Source organism: Photorhabdus africana (assembly GCF_035181445.1).
Taxonomy (GTDB): domain Bacteria; phylum Pseudomonadota; class Gammaproteobacteria; order Enterobacterales; family Enterobacteriaceae; genus Photorhabdus; species Photorhabdus laumondii.
Genome location: NZ_JAXBVE010000015.1, coordinates 36,354 through 55,349, shown reverse-complemented (window position 1 = coordinate 55,349; position 18,996 = coordinate 36,354). Strand labels below are relative to the sequence as shown.

The 18,996-nt window shown below is 47.4% G+C and carries 17 protein-coding genes, 1 tRNA gene and 3 pseudogenes; 14 read left to right on the top strand and 7 right to left on the bottom strand.

Features of this window, described 5'->3' with window-relative positions; genetic code table 11:
- Positions 1 to 82: 82 nt before the first annotated feature.
- On the bottom strand, positions 83 to 1,267 hold the full coding sequence (locus SLS51_RS10610) for a BaiN/RdsA family NAD(P)/FAD-dependent oxidoreductase (protein WP_323838095.1): 1,185 nt from the start codon (positions 1,265 to 1,267) through the stop codon (positions 83 to 85).
- 268 nt (positions 1,268 to 1,535) lie between these two features.
- Between SLS51_RS10610 and pitA the strand changes: the two genes are divergently transcribed.
- The gene (gene pitA, locus SLS51_RS10605) at positions 1,536 to 3,026 is read left to right on the top strand and encodes an inorganic phosphate transporter PitA (protein WP_323838093.1); all 1,491 of its coding nucleotides are present in this window, start codon (positions 1,536 to 1,538) and stop codon (positions 3,024 to 3,026) included.
- Positions 3,027 to 3,080: 54 nt separating this feature from the next.
- On the opposite strand, the gene uspB is transcribed toward pitA, so the two are convergent.
- Positions 3,081 to 3,416 (bottom strand): universal stress protein UspB, encoded by a 336-nt coding sequence (gene uspB, locus SLS51_RS10600; RefSeq protein ID WP_036812627.1) that lies wholly within the window; start codon positions 3,414 to 3,416, stop codon positions 3,081 to 3,083.
- Between the two features lie 590 nt (positions 3,417 to 4,006).
- Here uspB and uspA point away from each other — a divergent pair.
- Entirely contained in the window at positions 4,007 to 4,438 is a 432-nt protein-coding gene (gene uspA / locus SLS51_RS10595) for a universal stress protein UspA (RefSeq protein WP_105399517.1), read from the top strand.
- A gap of 261 nt (positions 4,439 to 4,699) precedes the next feature.
- On the top strand, positions 4,700 to 6,043 hold the full coding sequence (gene gdhA / locus SLS51_RS10590) for an NADP-specific glutamate dehydrogenase (protein ID WP_323838090.1): 1,344 nt from the start codon (positions 4,700 to 4,702) through the stop codon (positions 6,041 to 6,043).
- Between the two features lie 37 nt (positions 6,044 to 6,080).
- Here gdhA and rsmJ read toward each other — a convergent pair whose 3' ends face one another.
- The gene (rsmJ, locus tag SLS51_RS10585) at positions 6,081 to 6,824 is read right to left on the bottom strand and encodes a 16S rRNA (guanine(1516)-N(2))-methyltransferase RsmJ (RefSeq protein ID WP_323838088.1); all 744 of its coding nucleotides are present in this window, start codon (positions 6,822 to 6,824) and stop codon (positions 6,081 to 6,083) included.
- A gap of 6 nt (positions 6,825 to 6,830) precedes the next feature.
- A complete protein-coding gene (gene prlC, locus SLS51_RS10580; RefSeq protein WP_323838086.1) occupies positions 6,831 to 8,873 on the bottom strand; it encodes an oligopeptidase A in 2,043 nt (680 codons plus the stop codon).
- Between the two features lie 235 nt (positions 8,874 to 9,108).
- Here prlC and SLS51_RS10575 point away from each other — a divergent pair.
- Together SLS51_RS10575 and rhuM are read left to right on the top strand one after the other, a co-directional pair.
- Positions 9,109 to 9,203: transfer RNA gene (locus SLS51_RS10575), tRNA-Sec, on the top strand.
- Positions 9,200 to 9,367 (top strand): annotated as a pseudogene (rhuM, locus tag SLS51_RS10570) (RhuM family protein); the annotation flags it as partial. The gene SLS51_RS10575 and the pseudogene rhuM, both read left to right, overlap by 4 nt.
- A 68-nt stretch (positions 9,368 to 9,435) precedes the next feature.
- Here the strand turns inward: rhuM and SLS51_RS10565 are convergent.
- Both SLS51_RS10565 and SLS51_RS10560 read right to left on the bottom strand, forming a co-directional pair.
- Positions 9,436 to 9,744: a hypothetical protein gene (locus tag SLS51_RS10565; protein WP_323838084.1), complete on the bottom strand. Its 309-nt coding sequence runs from the start codon at positions 9,742 to 9,744 to the stop codon at positions 9,436 to 9,438.
- Positions 9,725 to 10,495, bottom strand: coding sequence for an IclR family transcriptional regulator (locus SLS51_RS10560; RefSeq protein WP_323838082.1), 771 nt, complete (start codon positions 10,493 to 10,495; stop codon positions 9,725 to 9,727). The genes SLS51_RS10565 and SLS51_RS10560 overlap by 20 nt, the downstream gene beginning before the upstream one ends.
- Positions 10,496 to 10,639: 144 nt before the next feature.
- Here SLS51_RS10560 and SLS51_RS10555 point away from each other — a divergent pair, with 144 nt between their 5' ends.
- The 8 genes from SLS51_RS10555 to SLS51_RS10520 all read left to right on the top strand — a co-directional run bounded on the left by SLS51_RS10555 (position 10,640) and on the right by SLS51_RS10520 (position 18,218).
- The gene (locus SLS51_RS10555; protein WP_323838080.1) at positions 10,640 to 11,140 is read left to right on the top strand and encodes a cupin domain-containing protein; all 501 of its coding nucleotides are present in this window, start codon (positions 10,640 to 10,642) and stop codon (positions 11,138 to 11,140) included.
- A gap of 43 nt (positions 11,141 to 11,183) precedes the next feature.
- Positions 11,184 to 12,161 (top strand): hydroxyquinol 1,2-dioxygenase, encoded by a 978-nt coding sequence (locus SLS51_RS10550; protein WP_323838078.1) that lies wholly within the window; start codon positions 11,184 to 11,186, stop codon positions 12,159 to 12,161.
- 19 nt (positions 12,162 to 12,180) lie between these two features.
- The gene (locus tag SLS51_RS10545; RefSeq protein ID WP_323838076.1) at positions 12,181 to 13,650 is read left to right on the top strand and encodes an aldehyde dehydrogenase family protein; all 1,470 of its coding nucleotides are present in this window, start codon (positions 12,181 to 12,183) and stop codon (positions 13,648 to 13,650) included.
- 21 nt (positions 13,651 to 13,671) lie between these two features.
- Positions 13,672 to 14,535 carry a CoA transferase subunit A gene (locus SLS51_RS10540; RefSeq protein WP_323838074.1) on the top strand — a complete coding sequence of 288 codons (864 nt, stop codon included), beginning with the start codon at positions 13,672 to 13,674 and terminating at the stop codon, positions 14,533 to 14,535.
- Positions 14,532 to 15,311 (top strand): CoA-transferase subunit beta, encoded by a 780-nt coding sequence (locus SLS51_RS10535; RefSeq protein ID WP_439126872.1) that lies wholly within the window; start codon positions 14,532 to 14,534, stop codon positions 15,309 to 15,311. The genes SLS51_RS10540 and SLS51_RS10535 overlap by 4 nt, the downstream gene beginning before the upstream one ends.
- A complete protein-coding gene (locus tag SLS51_RS10530) occupies positions 15,308 to 16,372 on the top strand; it encodes a maleylacetate reductase (protein WP_323838072.1) in 1,065 nt (354 codons plus the stop codon). Before SLS51_RS10535 ends, SLS51_RS10530 begins: the two co-directional genes overlap by 4 nt.
- A 57-nt stretch (positions 16,373 to 16,429) precedes the next feature.
- Positions 16,430 to 17,638, top strand: a complete 1,209-nt coding sequence (gene pcaF, locus SLS51_RS10525; protein WP_323838196.1) for a 3-oxoadipyl-CoA thiolase — start codon at positions 16,430 to 16,432, stop codon at positions 17,636 to 17,638.
- A 193-nt stretch (positions 17,639 to 17,831) separates the two neighbouring features.
- Positions 17,832 to 18,218 carry a Rieske (2Fe-2S) protein gene (locus tag SLS51_RS10520; protein ID WP_323838070.1) on the top strand — a complete coding sequence of 129 codons (387 nt, stop codon included), beginning with the start codon at positions 17,832 to 17,834 and terminating at the stop codon, positions 18,216 to 18,218.
- A gap of 96 nt (positions 18,219 to 18,314) precedes the next feature.
- On the opposite strand, the pseudogene SLS51_RS24650 reads toward SLS51_RS10520, so the two are convergent.
- Positions 18,315 to 18,434, bottom strand: a pseudogene (locus tag SLS51_RS24650) (DUF4145 domain-containing protein); the annotation flags it as partial.
- 209 nt (positions 18,435 to 18,643) lie between these two features.
- Between SLS51_RS24650 and SLS51_RS10515 the strand changes: the two are divergent.
- Positions 18,644 to 18,775: pseudogene (locus SLS51_RS10515) on the top strand (IS5/IS1182 family transposase); the annotation flags it as partial.
- Positions 18,776 to 18,996: the final 221 nt, after the last annotated feature.

Below are 18,996 nucleotides of genomic sequence, written 5' to 3'. Positions count from 1 at the left end.
CTAAAGGACGTGGTAGATATCTTCAATAGGTTCCTGTTTCTCTTAGTTTCACAGCAGCTTATTTAGTATGTTACTGCACCAGTCACAACGCCTGAGCACATGCCCAGGCGGAACTCCATGCCCACTGGAAGTTATAGCCACCAAGCCAGCCGGTGACGTCCACCACCTCACCAATAAAGTAGAGTCTTTTTACCTGATTAGCTTCCATCGTTTTGGATGAAAGCTGATGAGTATCAATACCGCCCATCGTCACTTCGGCGGTGCGATAGCCTTCCGTACCGTTGGGTTGTACCCGCCATGATTGGAGGTTTACAGCCAACTGTTTTTGCTGATTTGGGGTTAGTTGTTTAAGAGCAATATCTGGGATTTGGCCGAGCGTTTGCAGGCACTCTGTCAGCCGCTTTGGTAATAATTTTGCCAAAGTATTTTTTACGCTTTGGTTTGGATGAGAACTCCGTTCTTCCTCCAGAAAGACTTCCAAATCACTATCTGGAAGTAAGTTAATACTCACAAACTCTCCTGATTGCCAGTAACTGGAAATTTGTAAGATTGCTGGGCCAGAGAGTCCTCGGTGGGTAAACAGGATATTTTCTTTGAACAGAACGCCATTTTCGGCGGTGACAATGGCGGGAACGGACACACCAGAGAGCATATGAAGTTGCTCCAGTAGTGGTTTATGCAGAGTAAAAGGTACAAGGGCGGCGCGGGTTGGCAAGATTTTCATGCCGAACTGTTCTGCAATCCGATAACCAAAAGGCGTTGCCCCAAGACCAGGCATAGATAACCCACCGGAAGCGATAACAAGTGAGCGTGTACTTACTTCTTTTCCGTTAACGATGATAACGAAACCTTGCTCATTTTTTTCTACATGGCTAACTTCGCTGCGCAGACGAATAGTGACCTGACCGGCTTCACACTCTTTCAGTAACATGTCAACTATCTGTTGGGCGGAATCATCACAGAAAAGCTGCCCCAGTGTTTTTTCATGGTAAGCAATGCCATGACGCTGAACCAGTTCGATAAAATCCCATTGTGTATAACGGGCCAGAGCAGATTTGCAAAAATGGGGATTAGTAGAAAGATAAGCTGATGGTTCTGTGTACATATTAGTGAAGTTGCAACGTCCACCACCGGACATCAAAATCTTACGCCCGGCTTTTTTACCGTTATCCAGAACAAGTATCCGTAAACCGAGCTGTCCAGCCTGAGCTGCACAGAACAAACCTGCTGCACCGGCACCAATAATCACCGCATCAAATTTTTCCACTGTTTTTCTCTTTATGACTAAATAATTTAGTGGGGAATTTCCCCTAATATGTTGTATTTTTGATAAGTTTGTAGGGAAAAGTCCTTTATAACTTAAAATTGTCAATTTTTTAAAAGATATGTAATTTAATGATATATAAGGAGTATTCCTATTTCTTATTGTTATCTAGTTGTCATGAAATCAAAAAAAGTTCATATTTCACTTCCCCCGCTAGCATTTGTCACTGATAATGCGCCGCGTTCATGTCCAACTAACTGGCTTAACGTTTATGCTACATCTTTTTACTGGCCTGGATTTTCACACCAGCTTAATGTTAGTACTGGCACTACTGTTTGTGCTATTTTATGAAGCCATTAATGGCTTTCATGATACCGCGAATGCGGTAGCAACAGTTATTTATACCCGTGCTATGCGAGCACAGTTCGCCGTTGTTATGGCTGGGGTATTTAACTTCTTTGGTGTTCTTCTTGGTGGATTAAGTGTCGCTTACGCGATTGTACATTTACTTCCAACCGATCTTCTTCTCAATGTCAGTTCTGCTCATGGCCTTGCTATGGTGTTTTCCATGTTGCTGGCTGCGATTGTCTGGAACCTTGGGACCTGGTATTTCGGTTTACCTGCATCCAGTTCTCATACCCTGATTGGTTCTATCATTGGTATCGGTTTGACCAATGCGATCGTAACCGGTTCTTCTGTGGTTGATGCGTTGAATGTGCCGAAGATGATACAGATTTTCCTGTCGTTGATCCTCTCTCCTTTAATCGGATTGATCATTGCGGGGGCAATCGTGTTTCTACTGCGCCGTTACTGGAGTAGCACCAAGAAACGTAAACGTGTTCATCTGACTCCCGCTGAACGTGAAAAGAAGGATGGTAAGCGTAAACCGCCTTTCTGGACCCGCACTGCGCTGATTTTATCTGCGGTAGGTGTCAGCTTCTCTCATGGGGCGAATGATGGTCAGAAAGGTATCGGTTTGATTATGCTGGTGCTGATTGGTGTAGCTCCAGCGGGATTTGTCGTAAACATGAATGCCAATGGTTATGACATTGCCCGTACCTACGATGCCATTACTCACTTGCAGCAATATTATCAGCAGCATGGCGCAGCGTTATCCCATGCAATTGAACTGACGCCATCGGTCGCTGTTGCGGAAGATGAACCGGAAGGGCGATTCCATTGTGATATTTCGCGTGCTGTCGTTGTTCTTGACCAAACAGAAAGCCTATTAAAGGGCATTCAGAGCTACAGTGAGCTGAGTGCTGAACAGCGTAACAATATGCGTCGCATGTTGATGTGTATTGCTGATACGGCTGAGTCTCTGGCTAAACTGCCGGAAACCCGTGCTGAAGACGCCCGTTTCCTGAATAAATTGCGGAAAGACTTATTACACACCGTTGAGTATGCACCAGTCTGGATCATCATTGCGGTAGCACTGGCTCTGTCTTTGGGGACACTGGTTGGTTGGAAACGTGTTGCAGTCACTATTGGTGAGAAGATTGGTAAAAAAGGTATGACCTACGCACAGGGTGTTTCAGCTCAGATGACTGCTGCTGTTTCAATCGGTGTGGCGAGTTATACCGGGATGCCGGTTTCAACTACACAGGTTCTTTCCTCTGCGGTAGCGGGGACGATGTTGGTTGATGGCGGTGGTGTTCAGGGTAAAACTATCCAGAATATCATGTTGGCTTGGATACTGACGCTGCCGGTTTCAATCGGGTTGTCTGGTACGCTTTACTGGTTCGCGTTGAAACTAATTTAATTGTTTTAATGAATAATTTGAAGGCGGTATGGGTTAACTATACCGCCTTTCTATTTAATACCAAATCAACATAGAAATCAGGCAAATAACAACTAGTCCACTCAGTGCACTGGTCAAAATAAATTGTCTTCTCAACCTTTCACAACGAAGAACAACTTCTGGATCATGATGATCAAGGTAACGTTGTGAATTGATATAGTTCACTAGCCGTATTTGCTTATTAAGTTGCCCATGAGTAGTGAAAAAGCCGTTACCGTCTACTGATTGATAAAGCAAGGGATCAGACTGACGAAGAATGGACAGCAATGCTCGTAGTGAAGAGAAGTAGCGCATCATATTGATAATGCAGACAAGACACAGTGCCCAAAACAGTGCGATTGTACTGAACATAATCCCCTCCTTAGAATGGTTAGCTAGAGCTGTCACAAAAAAGAAAAAATCAAAATTGCAGGTGGTAACACCTTTATATTTATTGTAGGAAAGATAGTCAGATAGTACAAAAAACCTATTCTGGGTAAGTTGGGATAAAACTAGTAGAAAAACGTCATAAACACTCATCTAGTCAGTTTTATCCAACTATGCAACCCTAGAAAGACTGGTTAGTTGTTCGCGTAAATCTATTGAGTTCCAAGAAAGGCCATAAATTCAGAGTAGGATTTTGTTATCCAACAAGTGGCAGGAAGGGCAATTGTGGTATATGTTGTTTGTTTGGTGGATGTTCTTTGCTCAGTCGCTAAATACGATGAGCTGTGATCGAAACAGTACTGGAAGAACATTCTCAGTAGTAATATACCCTATGGATTTCAAGATGCATCGCGACGGCAAGGGAGCGAATCCTCGGGAGCATAGATAACTATGAGACCGGGGTGAGTGAGTGCAGCCAACAAAGAGGCAACTTGAAAGATGACGGGTATAAACACAGGATAGTGGCAATTTGCCCTGCCAACTCACTAACTCGGCATTATGGAAGGAGTTCGCTTATGGCTTACAAACATATTCTTGTTGCGGTTGATTTATCCCCGGAAAGTCAGGTTTTGGTGAGAAAAGCTGTTTCTATGGCTAAACCGGACAATGCCAAAGTCTCCCTGATCCATGTTGATGTTAACTATTCCGATCTCTACACCGGTTTGATTGATGTTAATCTCGGTGATATGCAGCAACGTATCACTGATGAGACCCGCAGTGCGCTGAAAGCTCTCTCCGCAGATTCAGACTATGACATTCAGGAGACCTTGAGTGGTAGCGGTGATCTGGGGCAAGTACTCGTTGATGCAATTAAGAAATATGGCATAGATATGGTTGTTTGTGGTCATCATCAGGATTTTTGGAGCAAATTGATGTCTTCTGCTCGTCAGTTAATTAACACGGTACATGTTGATATGCTGATTGTTCCCCTGCGTGATGATGAATGACAACAGATTGAAAAGTTATTCGATAAAATCGCCTGCTTATGCAGGCGTTTTTTTGGGTGAAATGGAGTGTTGTTTGGTTTATGCCCGGTGCAATCCAGAAATTTTTTTTACCTTTCTGCAAAAAAACTTCTTGAAAGATGAATATAGAACAGTGATATATTCAAAGGGCAAACACAACTTACCTCACATTTTCGACAAAAATAATTATTAGAAAATGACTGGGGTTCCATCACAACTGAAATAGAAATAAGGAATAACTAAATGAGCTGTTTACTATCTTTGTCTTCATTTCTTGGATCGATTCAACGCAGGGATGAATATCAACCAGAATATCTCCAGGCTGTTCGGGAAGTATTCACCTCTCTTTGGCCGTTTCTTGAACAAAACCCAAAATACCGTGAACACAGCTTACTGGAGCGTATGGTGGAGCCAGAAAGGGTTATCCAGTTCCGGGTTTGTTGGGTAGATGATCAAGGTAAAGTTCAGGTAAACCGTGCATGGCGAGTGCAGTTCAACTCAGCCATTGGGCCATATAAAGGTGGTATGCGTTTTCATCCATCGGTGAACCTCTCTATTCTGAAATTCCTGGGCTTTGAGCAAACCTTGAAAAATGCACTGACAACTTTACCAATGGGTGGTGGTAAAGGCGGTTCAGATTTTGATCCTAAAGGAAAAAGCCAGGGTGAAGTTATGCGTTTTTGTCAGGCATTAATGACAGAACTGTACCGCCATTTGGGGCCAGATACTGATGTTCCCGCAGGTGATATTGGTGTGGGGGGCCGTGAAGTGGCTTTTATGTCAGGGATGATGAAAAAGCTTTCTAACAACACGGCTTGTGTATTTACGGGTAAAGGTCTCTCTTTTGGCGGTAGTTTGATTCGCCCGGAAGCAACCGGTTATGGTCTGGTCTATTTCGTCAATGCCATGTTGAAATGTCATGGCATGGGCTTTGAAGGTATGCGCGTATCGGTTTCCGGTGCTGGTAATGTCGCGCAATATACGATTGAAAAATGCATGGCATTGGGAGCGAAAGTGGTAACCGCTTCGGATTCCGGCGGTACCTTAATTGATGAGGATGGGTTCACACCAGAGAAGCTGGCTCATTTTGAAGAGATAAAAAACCAACGCTATGGCCGAGTGGAAGAATATGCCAGAGAGCGGGGTCTGACTTTCTTGAAAGGGTTACAACCGTGGTCTGTGCCGGTTGATATCGCTTTGCCATGTGCCACCCAGAATGAGCTGGATTTGGATGCGGCTAAGGTCCTTATTAAGAATGGCGTTAAAGCTGTTGCTGAGGGGGCGAATATGCCAGCAACTATTTCAGCGACTGAGGCCTTTATTGAAGCAGGTGTGCTATTCGCGCCAGGTAAAGCAGCCAATGCGGGTGGCGTGGCAACATCTGGTCTGGAAATGGCACAAAATGCGGCCCGTTTAGGCTGGAAGGCTGAAAAAGTGGATGCACGTTTGCACCACATCATGCTAGATATTCACCACGCCTGTGTTGAGTATGGTGGCGAGGGCAAACAGATCAATTATGTTCAGGGGGCGAATATTGCTGGATTTGTGAAAGTTGCCGACGCCATGCTTGCTCAAGGTATTCTGTAGGTTAAAAGATATCAGCCGCAATATACGGCTGATGTTTTTAACAAGGATAAATGTCAAAACGGTGGTTTTTCGTGGTGATAGCTGCTGATGCAGCGACGCCAGCTAAGGGTTCTGCATAATCAGGCCGCTTTACCACGACGCGGCGTTTTGCCAAAGCGCGTGCAGGGGATAGCAAACTATCAGCATCTTCATCAGCGCCAACCAGAGATTGGAACACTCGCATCTCTTTTTTCACCAGCGCACTTTTTTGCTTATGTGGATACATAGGATCAAGATAAACGACATCGGGCTGTGACGTAATATCAGCCAGCGCTGTGATGCTAGAGGCATGGAGCAGTGTCATGCGTTCTTGCAACCAGCCACCAATTTCTTTGTCCTGATAACCACGTTGCAGTCCATCATCCAGCAATGCCGCGACCACTGGATGGCGCTCCAGCATTCTTACATGACAACCCAGTGATGCCAGTACAAAGGCATCACGTCCTAGACCTGCGGTAGCATCTACGACTGTTGGCAGATAATCTTTTTTGATCCCTATGGCCTTAGCGATAGCTTCACCGCGTCCGCCGCCAAAGCGGCGACGATGGGCCATTGTACCTGATACAAAATCGACATAGATGCCACCTAGCTTTGGTTCATCTCGTTTGCGAAGTTCAAGGCGTTGAGAGGTAAGGACCAACGCCATAATCGCGCTTTCGTCATGCACCAACCGCCAGCGCTCCGCGAGTTGAGATAAGGCGCTGTTATCAGCGCCTTGTTCACAGATTAAACAGATTTCCACCTTAAATTACCCTTTAATACCGGCCTTGCGCAGCATTGCATCCAGTTTTGGTTCACGGCCACGGAAGCGTTTGAACAGCTCCATGGGCTCTTCGGAACCACCACGGGACAAAATGTTATCAAGGAAAGATTGCCCGGTTTCGCGATTAAAAATACCTTCTTCTTCGAAGCGGGAGTAAGCATCGGCTGCCAACACATCAGCCCACAGATAACTGTAGTAGCCCGCGGCATAACCACCGGAGAAGATGTGGGTGAATGAATGTGGGAAACGACCCCATTCAGGTGAAGGCACTACGGAGACCAATTTCTTCACTTCCTTTAAGGTCTTCATGGTTTGAGGGCCTTTCTTTGGATCGTAGTTAACATGCAGACGGAAATCGAACTGACCAAACTCAAGCTGACGCAAGATCCGCATAGCAGCTTGATAGTTTTTCGCTGCTAACAGATTATCCAACATGGCTTGTGGTAGCGGTTCTTTAGTTTCGTAGTGACCAGAGATAAATGCCAGTGCTTCTGGCTCCCAGCACCAGTTTTCCATGAATTGGCTTGGCATTTCAACCGCATCCCATGGTACACCATTGGTACCGGAGACACCGGCAGTTTCAATCTGAGTCAGCATCAGGTGTAGACAGTGACCAAACTCGTGGAACAGCGTGTTGACTTCATTGTGGGTGAATAGCGCGGGTTTATCGCCAACAGGTTTGTTGAAGTTGCAGTTCAGATAAGCGGCAGGTTTTTGCAGTTCGCCGTTGGAACGACGCATTTTGCTAATACACTCATCCATCCAGGCGCCACCACGTTTATTCTCACGTGCGTACAGATCCATATAGAAGCTACCGCGCAGCTCATTGGTGTCATCGTACAGATCAAAGAAACGGACCTCTGGATGCCAAGTTTCTACATCATGGCGCTCTTTGGCAGTAATACCATAGATACGGCGAACAACCTCGAATAGCCCTTCAACAGCCTTTTGTTCAGGGAAATAAGGACGTAACTGCTCATCGTTGATAGAAAACTCATACTGTTTTTGTTTCTCGCCATAATAAGTCATATCCCAAGCTTCCAGCTTGTGGGCGCAATGATGCCATTTAGCAAAACCTTTTAATTCATCGACTTCTTCTTCGCCCTGTGGGTGCGCGCGTTTTGTCAAATCATTCAGAAAATCCAACACTTCCTTAGGGGTTTGTGCCATCTTGGTTGCAAGGGATTGTTCAGCATAATTTTTGAAACCAAGCAATTGAGCTTGTTCGTGACGCAATGCAAGGATTTCGGCGATCACCTCGCTGTTATCCCATTTACCTGCATTTGGACCTTGATCGGATGCGCGGGTATTGTAGGCGTGGTAAATTTCCCGACGCAGTTCACGGTTATCTGCATAAGTGATAACTGGCTGGTAGCTTGGTGCTTCTAAAGTCAGTAGCCAGCCTTTTTGACCTTTAGCTTCTGCTTGAGCTTTAGCGGCGGCAATCGCGCTTTCAGGCAGACCAGACAGATCTTTCACATTAGTAATTAATTTGGTCCAGCCCATAGTGGCATCAAGCACATTATTGTTGAATTGCGAACTTAAATCTGACAAACGTGCGCTAATCTCGCCATAACGTTTCTGCTTCTCTTCGGGCAGACCAATACCGGATAGTTTAAAATCACGCAGAGCATTTTCGACAACTTTGCGTTGAGGCACAGAAAGCTTCTCGAACTCAGCACTTTCACGTAATGACTTATAGGCTTGATATAGTCCCTTGTGTTGACCTAACCAGGTACTGAATTCGGACAGTAATGGCAAACTTTCTTCATAGACGGCGCGTAATTCTGGGCTGTTTTTAACCGAATTCAGATGATTGACTGGTGACCATGCACGGGACTGTTTATCACCTGCTTCGGCCAGTGGTTGACACAGATTATCCCAGGTAAAAACGGTATTCTCGGCCAATATTTTCTCGACGGTTTGGCGATAATTGGCAATGACTTCCTTTACAGCCGGAACAACATGTTCTGGTTTAATAGAAGAAAATTTTGGTAAACCGGATGGAACGAGTAACGGGTTAGTCATATAAAGCGTCCTTTTATGTGTTGGATACATTGCTGAGCGGAGCAACGCTGTATCGTAATGGGTATCGGCTAATAAGATGTAGGTAAAATTCGACAAACTCAACGTGAATGTTGAGCTTATGAACAATAAAATTTAATGCTTTTTAGGAAATTGAGAATGATTTCAGCAAACGGATTCAGAAGCCAGATAATATGCGCTATGATGAATTGCTTTTCATAATTCTTAGTATTCATATGGAAGATCATCGTCCCCGGTGGGGCGGCTGGACTTCAAATCCAGATGGGGCCGCCAGCGGTCTCTGGCAGGTTCGACTCCTGTGATCTTCCGCCATCCAGACCTTGCAGGCATATTTGGTCAAAGGGTTTGTGATGGATGATGAGCGGTTGAAAAAGATTTTCACGATGGCAGCAGACTATGAACCATCTAATAAAGAAACAACACGTTTCTTTAAGACAATTCAAAACAAATTACATTTTGCTTGTTCTGCGGAAACTTTTTCATTTTGAGAGAACCTTTAAATACTTCCCTTGATCGCGAAAGTAAAATATATACCCAATGGATTTCAAGATGCATCGCGGCGGCAAGGGAGCGAATCCCCGGGAGCATAGATAACTATGTGACCGGGGTGAGGGAGTGCAGCCAACAAAGAAGCAACTTGAAAGATGACGGGTATAAACAATGTTGTTCCTGACAAGGTGATCTCGTCATGATGACTCGCTCTGCATTGAAAAAAGACAAGCAGGTTCCTGAATACCCTCAAAAATTGATGAACTGGGCGATCCGTTGCTTGCGCTTGATCTCGCATATCCAGCAGCACTGATGTCAGTGCTGCATCTCCGGCGAAGGTATGGTCACACAGGCAGACGGTCATAGATGCATTTGGCGGCCTGACGCAGGCTGGGCAGAATTTTTTCCAGCAATACGGATTCGGATGTGCGTGTTGGCTGTGTGGATACATTAATGGCTGCAATAACTTGATCACGTTGATTCATAATGGGAACCGCGATGGATCTTAAGCCCAGTTCAAGCTCCTGATTGACTATCGCATATCCCTGAGCCTGCACCTGTGTCAGAATCCCCAGTAATGCATTACGCTCTACCAACGTATAGGGAGTGTAGCGTTCCAGTGTATAGTTTGCCAGAAAGGCTTGCTGCTCCTCAGGTGTTTTATAGGCTAATAAAACGCGTCCCATCGAGGTGGCAACAGCAGGCAGGCGTGTTCCAATTCCCAGATTGACTGACATAATATGATGTGTCATATATCTGGCTACATAGACGATTTCAGAACCATCCAAGACTGAAACCGAGCAGGACTCCCCGGTTTCGTTACTGACCTGTTCAATAAACGGTTGAACAATGTTCACGATTGGCTGTGACGCTAAATAGGAATACCCCAGTTGCAGCACTTTTGGCGATAGCCAAAAAAGTTTCCCGTCACTCTCTGTATACCCCAACGCGCTGAGTGTAAATAAAAAGCGTCGGGCAGTTGCCCTGCTCAGCCCGGAAAGCTTGGCCACTTCACTTAAAGACAGTTTGTTTGTCGCTCGATTAAAGACCTGGATCACAGAAAGACCACGTGCCAGTGACGTAACGAACTCTTTTGACTCTTCAGGTATTGACATTTTATTAACACGTTCCCAATATCTAATTGGTGTTCGCATGGTGATTTTTTTGTTCTCTATGCGAACACGGAGTGACTTGATGATATAAAAATAAAATCCATTTCAAGGCCTCAATCCATACTTTCGTTAAGGAGATAAAACATCATGTTAGTGCAATATAAAACCGCATTCGCATCAATCGATAATTATCACAAAGGTGGTATCCAGGCTCTGGTTGAAGATCCCAAACGTTACGTTTTTTCCAACATGTATGAAATCGCGGCAACAAGTGCACCCTACGACCGTATCGTTGCTGCGATCAATTTAGACTATACCATTGAGATCGCTCGTGCCGAAGGGACATCGCCCTGGTTTGCCTGTGCGCACGACGAGTTTGTGGTTGCTATGGATTATGATGTTGAGGTGCATTTTGTCAAGCTGACTGATGAATCGGTCGTTGATGAAGAGAAAGAGGGCGCTGTTAAGCTGAATGGCACTCCCGATGGGCAAAAAATGGGATGTATCTACCTCAAACGTGGCCACCAGGCCCTCCTGCCTGAAAAAGTGGCTTATCGCTTCCATGCTGATAAGCCTGCAACTCTGATGATCCAGTCAATTCTCGGTGATGTTTCAGTCCAGAAATGGGCTGATATTTGCCTGAGTTAATTGAATTTGGTGGTTTTTCCCAGCATAACTAAGAGCTGAAAAAATGAATACGAATTTAAAATGTACAATAGATAATTCTGTAACGGGCTATCAAACTTTTACTGCTGGCCATTTTACGTTTGATCGCTGTGAGTACTTTGCCTACATCAGTTGCCCGACAGGGGAACATATGATACCGATCGATGACTACCTCAAGGCTTTGATGCGTGATATTGCCTGGGGATTTTTTTATGGCACTGTTGCGTTTGATGATGTACTGGGCACGACTAATCATTACGGTAACGTCGATTTGTACATGGGGTCATTCCATAAAGAATGGACCCGTGCTGGCCGTGATTATAAAGAGAATTTCAAATCTGACGAGCTGATGGCGATTTTCAAAGCCATGATTTCTGACTGGACCAACACCGGGTTTGATCCCTTCGCTGCACCTCAGGAAACAGGAGTGGCGTGGGGACGCAAAAATGGCAATGAAGATCGTTTAATCGGGCGTAAGCGTGAAGTGGCTAAACGCATGGTTGGCATTCCGGGTGATGCGCCGCTGCGTTCAGATGATAATGGTCATCCGGTTAACCGGGCTTTCATGGATGTGAATCAGGAGCAGCCAGTCGTGAAAGCTGAACCGGGCTTTGAAGGCGAACTGCATGCGTTCAACCTGTTTGGTTATCTCTCCCGTTCGGATATGACCTGGAATCCGTCAGTGGTTTCCGTGGTGCGTCAGAGTCTGTTTTGCCCGACTACCGAAGAGTTTATTCTTCCTATTGACCACGGTAATGACCGTGCCGAATGGTTCATCCAGCTGTCTGATGAAATTGCCTGGGATATCAAGGATGGCAAGAGCAGCAGCCCACTGGCGAAAGTCACCATGCGGGCCGGGGATATTGCTGCCATGCCAGGCGATATTCGCCATCAGGGAATGTCGCCCAAGCGCTCCATGTTACTGGTGTGGGAAAATGGTTCGTCTGAAATCATGGACATGATCAAGGATGGTACCATTCCGATGGTTCCGGTGACGTTCTAATCAGGGTGAGGATATACCCATGCGTATACAGAACAAAATGCTGATAAACGGTGACTGGATAGATGCATCCGACGGTCAGACTATTGAAGTAATGAATCCTCATGATGGCTCACTTATTACCCAGGTTGCTGAAGCAAAAGAAGCCGATGTGGATCGTGCTGTGGCTGCTGCAAAAGCCGCCTACCCCGCATGGGGTAGGTTGCAGGCATCTGAAAGAGGGGCTTTGTTGCTGAAACTGGCTGATAAAATTGAAGAGCATGCAGCAGAACTCGCTCAACTGGAAACTATGGATACAGGACATCCGATCCGCGATACGCTGAATATAGATGTTCCCCGCACGGCATACTGTTTCCGCTATTTTGGTGGAATGGCAGATAAACTTGAAGGCAGCGTAATTCCGGTAGAAGAAGGTTTTCTGAACTATACCACACGAGAGCCCATTGGCGTGGTAGGTCAAATCGTTCCCTGGAACTTCCCTTTGATGTTTACCAGTTGGAAGATGGCGCCAGCTCTTGCGGCCGGTAACACGATTGTGATCAAGCCTTCGGAAATCACGCCTCTGAGTACGCTGCGTATTGCTGAACTAATGATGGAAGTGGGCTTTCCTCCTGGCGTGATTAACGTGGTGGTGGGATATGGGAATAGTGCCGGAGCAAGATTATCGGAGCATGAAGATGTGGGCAAAATTGCTTTTACCGGATCGACAACGACTGGGCAGAGAATTGTTGCCGCCTCAGCGGGCAATCTAAAGAAAGTACAGCTGGAGTTGGGCGGCAAAGGGGCCAATATCATTTTTGAAGATGCCGATCTGACCAAAGCCGTTGGCGGCAGTGCTTGGGCCATCTTTCATAATCAGGGGCAGGCGTGTATTGCCGGATCGCGCATTATCCTGCATGAAAGTATTGCTGATGCTTTCCTGGAGAAGTTCCTGACGCTGGCCGGTTCCATCCGTCTGGGCGATCCTTTGTTACCGGAGACAGAAATGGGACCGGTGACCTCTTTGCAACACAGGGAGCGCGTGTTGGCTTACTGCGATATTGCCCGTTCACAAGGGTGTGAGATTCTGCTGGGCGGTAAGCCGCCAGCGGATCCTGCTCTTGCCAATGGCTGTTACATTGAACCAACCGTCGTCAGGGCGAAATATTCCGATCGCATTGCACAGGAGGAGGTGTTCGGCCCCTTTGTGACGGTCATTACCTTCAAGAACGATGAAGAAGCGCTGGCGATTGCCAACAGCACCGAATATGGGCTGGGTTCGGGGCTATGGACCAAAGACATCAGTCGTGCTCACAGGTTTGCCCGTGATATGCATGCTGGCATGGTGTGGATCAATTGCTACAAGCGCGTCAACCCGGCCAGTCCGTTTGGTGGCGTGGGGCGTTCAGGCTATGGTCGTGAGATGGGGTTTGAAGTGATGCGTGAATATACCCAGGTGAAATCTGTGTGGGTCAATGTTGATGCAAAAATACCGCCTTTTTACCAGAGATAAATTCGCATCGGGGGGAACGCTATGGCAAAAATAATGACACTGAAACAGGCTGTCTGCGAACTGGTACAGGACGGTAATATCCTTGCGCTGGAAGGATTTACTCACCTGATCCCCTTTGCTGCGGGACATGAGATTATCCGGCAACGCAAAAAAGATCTGACATTGATCCGCATGACGCCGGATGTGATTTACGACCAGCTTATTGGCATGGGGTGTGCCAGAAAGATGATTTTCTCCTGGGGCGGAAACCCCGGCGTGGGATCGCTGCACCGCTTGCGCGATGCAGTGGAAAAGGGCTGGCCTCATATGCTGGAGATCGAAGAGCATGCCCATGCGGATATGGCCAATGCTTATGATGCGGGAGCGGCAAATCTGCCGTTTGCCGTTCTGCGTGGCTATCTCGGCTCTGATATTCCCAAGTACACGACGACGATTAAACAGATAAATTGTCCGTTTACGGGGCAGAGGCTGACAGCAGTACCCGCGATCCGTCCTGATGTCACGATGATTCATGCCCAACAGGCTGATAGAAAGGGCAATGTTCTGTTATGGGGCATCATTGGGGTACAGAAAGAGGCCGTACTGGCGGCCCAAAAAGTCATCGTGACGGTGGAAGAAGTGGTTGACGTCCTCAAGCCCGCGATGAACCAGGTGGTACTTCCCGGATGGGTGATTGACGCGATCTGCGTGATCCCCGGCGGGGCGTTTCCTTCATATGCGCAGGGTTACTATAAGCGTAACAATGCGTTCTACCAGAACTGGGACAGCATTGCCCGTGACCGCCGAACTTTCAGCGACTGGATGGAGAAACACGTACTAGGGACGGCAGATTTCGCCGCCTTCAAACTGAGCCTGGAGAAAGAGCAAAAAGGAGAGGTAGCGTGAGCAATACCTATACACCTTCTGAAATGATGACGGTTTGTGCTTCCCGGATGCTCAAAGAGGGTCAAGTGTGTTTTGTGGGGATCGGTATGCCCAGCGCAGCGGCCAATCTGGCGCGCCTGACCCGTACGCCCGATATTGTCCTGATCTATGAATCCGGCACCATCGGCACGAAACCTGACGTTCTGCCGCTGTCCATCGGTGATGGGGAACTGGCAGAAACGGCTGATGTGGTGGTTTCGGTGCCTGAGATGTTTCGTTACTGGCTACAGGGTGAACACATCGATGTTGGTTTTCTCGGGGCCGCTCAGATTGATAAATACGCCAATATCAACACCACTGTGATCGGCGATTATCACTCGCCGACAGTCCGTTTGCCCGGTGCGGGCGGCGCGCCGGAAATCAGCACTAACTGCAAGGAAGTGTTGATCATTCTGAAGCAAAACAGCCGTTCTTTTGTTGAACACGTGGATTTCATCACCTCACCAGGCTACCTGCAAGGCGGAGATTCGCGTGAAAAGCTTGACCTGACCAATGGAGGGCCTCGGGCTGTTATTACCGATTTGGGGATTCTGGAGCCCGATCCGGTGACCAAAGAGCTGGTTATGACTTACCTTCACCCCGGCGTCACGACAGAACAGGTTCTGGAGAATACTGGCTGGCCGTTGCGGATAGCCTCAGTATTAAACACGACGCAACCGCCCACAGAACAGGAACTGAAAGTCTTACGGGATCTCAATGAGCGTACAGAGCGTGCGCATACAGAAGTGGCATCATGATGAATTTTATTTACCAAGCTTTGCCCGGCAGAGTTATCTTCGGTGCCGGTAAAATCGCTGAAACAAAAGCGGAGGCGCAATTGCTGGGGATCACTCGGGCTCTGGTGATCTCAACGCCACAGCAGCTTAATCTGGCAACTGATGTGCAGTCGATATTAGGCGATATTACTGCGGGTATTTATGATAAAGCTGTCATGCACGTCCCGGCAGAAACAGTAGCGGATGTCATGCGCGTTGTGGACGAATTGCGCGTTGACGGTTGCGTGGCAATTGGTGGCGGCTCGACAGTTGGATTGGCAAAGGCGATAGCCCTGCAAACCGCACTACCGATTCTGACAATCCCTACGACTTATGCTGGCTCAGAAATGACGCCGGTCTGGGGTATAACCCGGGACGGGATTAAAACCACCGGGCGCGATGTGAATGTATTGCCAAAGACCGTGATTTATGATCCTCAATTGACCCTCAGCCTGCCAGCTTTTATCTCCGGTCCCAGCGGCATGAATGCGATTGCCCACTGTGTGGAAGGATTGTATTCACAAAATCACAATCCGATCACATCCATGATGGCGGAAGAAGGGATCAGGGCATTGCGCTTAAGCCTGCCTGAGGTTGTGATGCGCCCGGAAGATATCAATGCACGCGCGCAGGCATTGTATGGAGCATGGCTGTCCGGCAGCGTACTGGCTTCTGTAGGGATGGCTATTCACCACAAGCTCTGCCATACGCTGGGAGGCAGTTTCAATCTGCCGCATGCGCAAGTCCATACCGTGATTATTCCTCAGGCAACCGGGTTCAACCAAGCGTATGCCCCGCAGGCAATGCAGGCTATAGGGCGTGCGCTGGGGGTAAAAGCGCAGGATGCAGCCGCTGGATTGTATGATTTGGCAAAAGCAATTGGCGCGCCCGTGGCACTGAAAGATATCGGGATGCAGGAAAAAGATCTGGATAAAGCGGCGAAGATTGCCACAACTCATCCTTATTATAATCCGCGTCCGGTTGACTGCGTGGCAGTCAGGGAATTATTAGAAAAAGCGTTCTGGGGGATTCGCCCAGAATAAAGCCAATTACTGCGGCACTTATTTCTGTCAGAAAGAAATCTTCATTTAGGAACCATGATGAGAGAAGTCTTTATTTGTGATGCGATTCGTACGCCGATCGGGCGCTATGGCGGCGCATTGTCCAAGATTCGTGCAGATGACTTGGGGGCAGTGCCGCTGAAATATTTTCTGCAAAAATACCAAGAGCTGGATTGGTCGGCTGTGGATGAAGTGATTTATGGCTGTGCCAACCAGGCAGGAGAAGATAACCGTAATGTTGCCCGTATGTCGGCACTGTTGGCCGGACTGCCGGTGACGGTTGCGGCGACCACGGTCAACCGCCTGTGCGGCTCTGGCATGGATGCCATCAGCATCGGTGCCCGGGCGATTAAAGCCGGTGAAGCTGATCTCATCATTGCAGGTGGCGTTGAATCAATGTCCCGTGCTCCTTTTGTGATGGGAAAAGCTGAAACCCCATTCAGCCGGGAAGCTAACGGACTGCACGATACGACGATTGGCTGGCGCTTTATCAATCCGCAAATGGCCGAGCTGTATGGTGTGGATTCCATGCCGGAAACAGCAGAAAACGTTGCTGAAACGTTTGGTATCTCCCGTCAGGATCAGGATCTATTTGCTTTTCGCAGCCAGCAAAAAGCCAGAGCGGCCCAGTTATCAGGGCGTTTCAGTTTGGAGATCGTTTCGGTCAGCATGCCACAGAAGCGGGGAGAGTCTCTGGTGGTCGATCAGGATGAGCACTTGCGGCCTGAGACAACGCTGGAAGGACTGGCAAAACTGCGTGCTCCCTTTCGTGCAGGAGGCTCAGTGACGGCCGGGAATGCTTCGGGGGTGAATGACGGAGCCTGTGCGCTGATTCTGGCTTCTGCTGAGGCCGTGCAACGGCATGGATTGACACCACGCGGCAAAGTTATCGCAGCAGCGACGGCGGGAGTGGAACCACACATTATGGGCTTTGGTCCGGCTCCGGCCACGCAAAAACTTTTGCAGAAAACGGGGATTAGCCTTGATGAAGTAGACCTGCTGGAACTCAATGAAGCTTTCGCCTCGCAGGCGCTGGCGACACTGCGTGCTTTGGGGGTGAGGGACGACGATGAGCGAGTGAATCCTAATGGAGGCGCAATAGCTTTGGGACATCCGCTGGGCATGAGTGGTGCCCGACTGGTTACCACCGCCTTGCTGGAACTGTCGTTGAGGCAAAAGCGATATGCCATTTGCACCATGTGCATTGGCGTGGGACAAGGGATAGCTATCCTGATTGAGCGCGTCTGAAAGGAAAAGGAACCGTGTATTTTGTCGTTTTGGCTACTGACAGACCTGCTCGGGAGACGCTGCGTGCCTGCATCTGCCCGGCACACCGGGTATCTGCATTTTTAAAGGATGACCCTTACATGCTGGCGAGGGTATGGAGAAATTATCGTTCGCCCTTGGCTGTTGGGGATTGGTGCTCCATGGGAGGAGTAAAATGAAAGTCTGGTATCAGGAAAAAAATGCGCCTCTGCCAGGAACATACTTGTGTTCTGTTTTTGATATTACACGCGGCGGAGTGATGGAATTTTGCTTTGGGGAACACAGAAAAACGCAGTTTCGCATGTTTATCTACAATGATGCAGGTCGACTGCGGGCATATATGAATGTTTGCCCACATTTTGGTGTGCCTTTGAATGTTCGCCCCGGCGAGATATTTACCTCGGACCGCCGCCAGTTTATGTGTTCGATTCATTATGCCAGATTTAATTTTCATGATGGCCATTGTACAGAAGGACCGTGTGAGGGTATTGGCCTAAAATCGATCCCGCTGACTATTACCGGAGAAAGTGTATTTATTGCGAAATATGATTTACATAAATAACCTGAACTCTGGATAAAAGATGTAACTCAATGCCTGTTCCAAGATCAAAAATTTCGACCAAGAAAAAAGAGAATTTATGAGGAACAGGCATGGATCAATTTGATGATTTAAATGCAACAGGCGTACCATCAATTCGGTGTAGTTACGTAACTTCACCAGACAGCTTTCCGGGTCGGAGTGAACCTAGCATTCCGCCATACATGCCAATTCCGCCAGCTCCGGCTACTGGCTGCGCAACATTTCAAAATTGAGAGACTGCTCCATCAATCATCGCCTTATGTTGTGGATACAATTAGGATTTCTGGAAAGAATATCACACTAATTTGGCTGACAAAGTGAGTCTGATGACATACAGCGAATATGAATTTACTGCTGTAGCCGCTTTAAATTGGGGGGGGGGGTTATGCGGGAAAAGTGAATCTTTTCAACGCAGCCTCCCGACAGAGGCTAAAGGGCTTCCTCTTTCACTCGTTGTTGCCGTAGCAAACACTCACGATATCAAACTCGTTGCAGAGACGCTCGATGCGCTTCAGACAGGCAAGCCGGGTAAAAAGGTTAATCGTTCGATAGCAACAATACGCCATACCAGCAAAAGAAACGAAAATTAACAACAACATCAATATCCTGCTGTTTTAGGCGTTCACTAAAACTTTGTTCCTAGAACAGGATTCCCGTCAATTTCTTATCCAGAATTCGGGTTATTATTAGATAATTAAATTATTCATAGGATTATATACTGTGAAATATTATTGTGTTTTCATTGAAATAGATAGCGTAA

Bases quoted from the DNA above. Each gene is read 5' to 3' on its own strand.
- pitA (WP_323838093.1), top strand. From the start codon at position 1,536: ATGCTACATCTTTTTACTGGCCTGGATTTTCACACCAGCTTAATGTTA.
- uspB (WP_036812627.1), bottom strand. From the start codon at position 3,416: ATGTTCAGTACAATCGCACTGTTTTGGGCACTGTGTCTTGTCTGCATT.
- uspA (WP_105399517.1), top strand. From the start codon at position 4,007: ATGGCTTACAAACATATTCTTGTTGCGGTTGATTTATCCCCGGAAAGT.
- gdhA (WP_323838090.1), top strand. From the start codon at position 4,700: ATGAGCTGTTTACTATCTTTGTCTTCATTTCTTGGATCGATTCAACGC.
- prlC (WP_323838086.1), bottom strand. From the start codon at position 8,873: ATGACTAACCCGTTACTCGTTCCATCCGGTTTACCAAAATTTTCTTCT.
- SLS51_RS10565 (WP_323838084.1), bottom strand. From the start codon at position 9,744: ATGACCGTCTGCCTGTGTGACCATACCTTCGCCGGAGATGCAGCACTG.
- SLS51_RS10560 (WP_323838082.1), bottom strand. From the start codon at position 10,495: ATGTCAATACCTGAAGAGTCAAAAGAGTTCGTTACGTCACTGGCACGT.
- SLS51_RS10555 (WP_323838080.1), top strand. From the start codon at position 10,640: ATGTTAGTGCAATATAAAACCGCATTCGCATCAATCGATAATTATCAC.
- SLS51_RS10550 (WP_323838078.1), top strand. From the start codon at position 11,184: ATGAATACGAATTTAAAATGTACAATAGATAATTCTGTAACGGGCTAT.
- SLS51_RS10545 (WP_323838076.1), top strand. From the start codon at position 12,181: ATGCGTATACAGAACAAAATGCTGATAAACGGTGACTGGATAGATGCA.
- SLS51_RS10540 (WP_323838074.1), top strand. From the start codon at position 13,672: ATGGCAAAAATAATGACACTGAAACAGGCTGTCTGCGAACTGGTACAG.
- SLS51_RS10530 (WP_323838072.1), top strand. From the start codon at position 15,308: ATGATGAATTTTATTTACCAAGCTTTGCCCGGCAGAGTTATCTTCGGT.
- pcaF (WP_323838196.1), top strand. From the start codon at position 16,430: ATGAGAGAAGTCTTTATTTGTGATGCGATTCGTACGCCGATCGGGCGC.
- SLS51_RS10520 (WP_323838070.1), top strand. From the start codon at position 17,832: ATGAAAGTCTGGTATCAGGAAAAAAATGCGCCTCTGCCAGGAACATAC.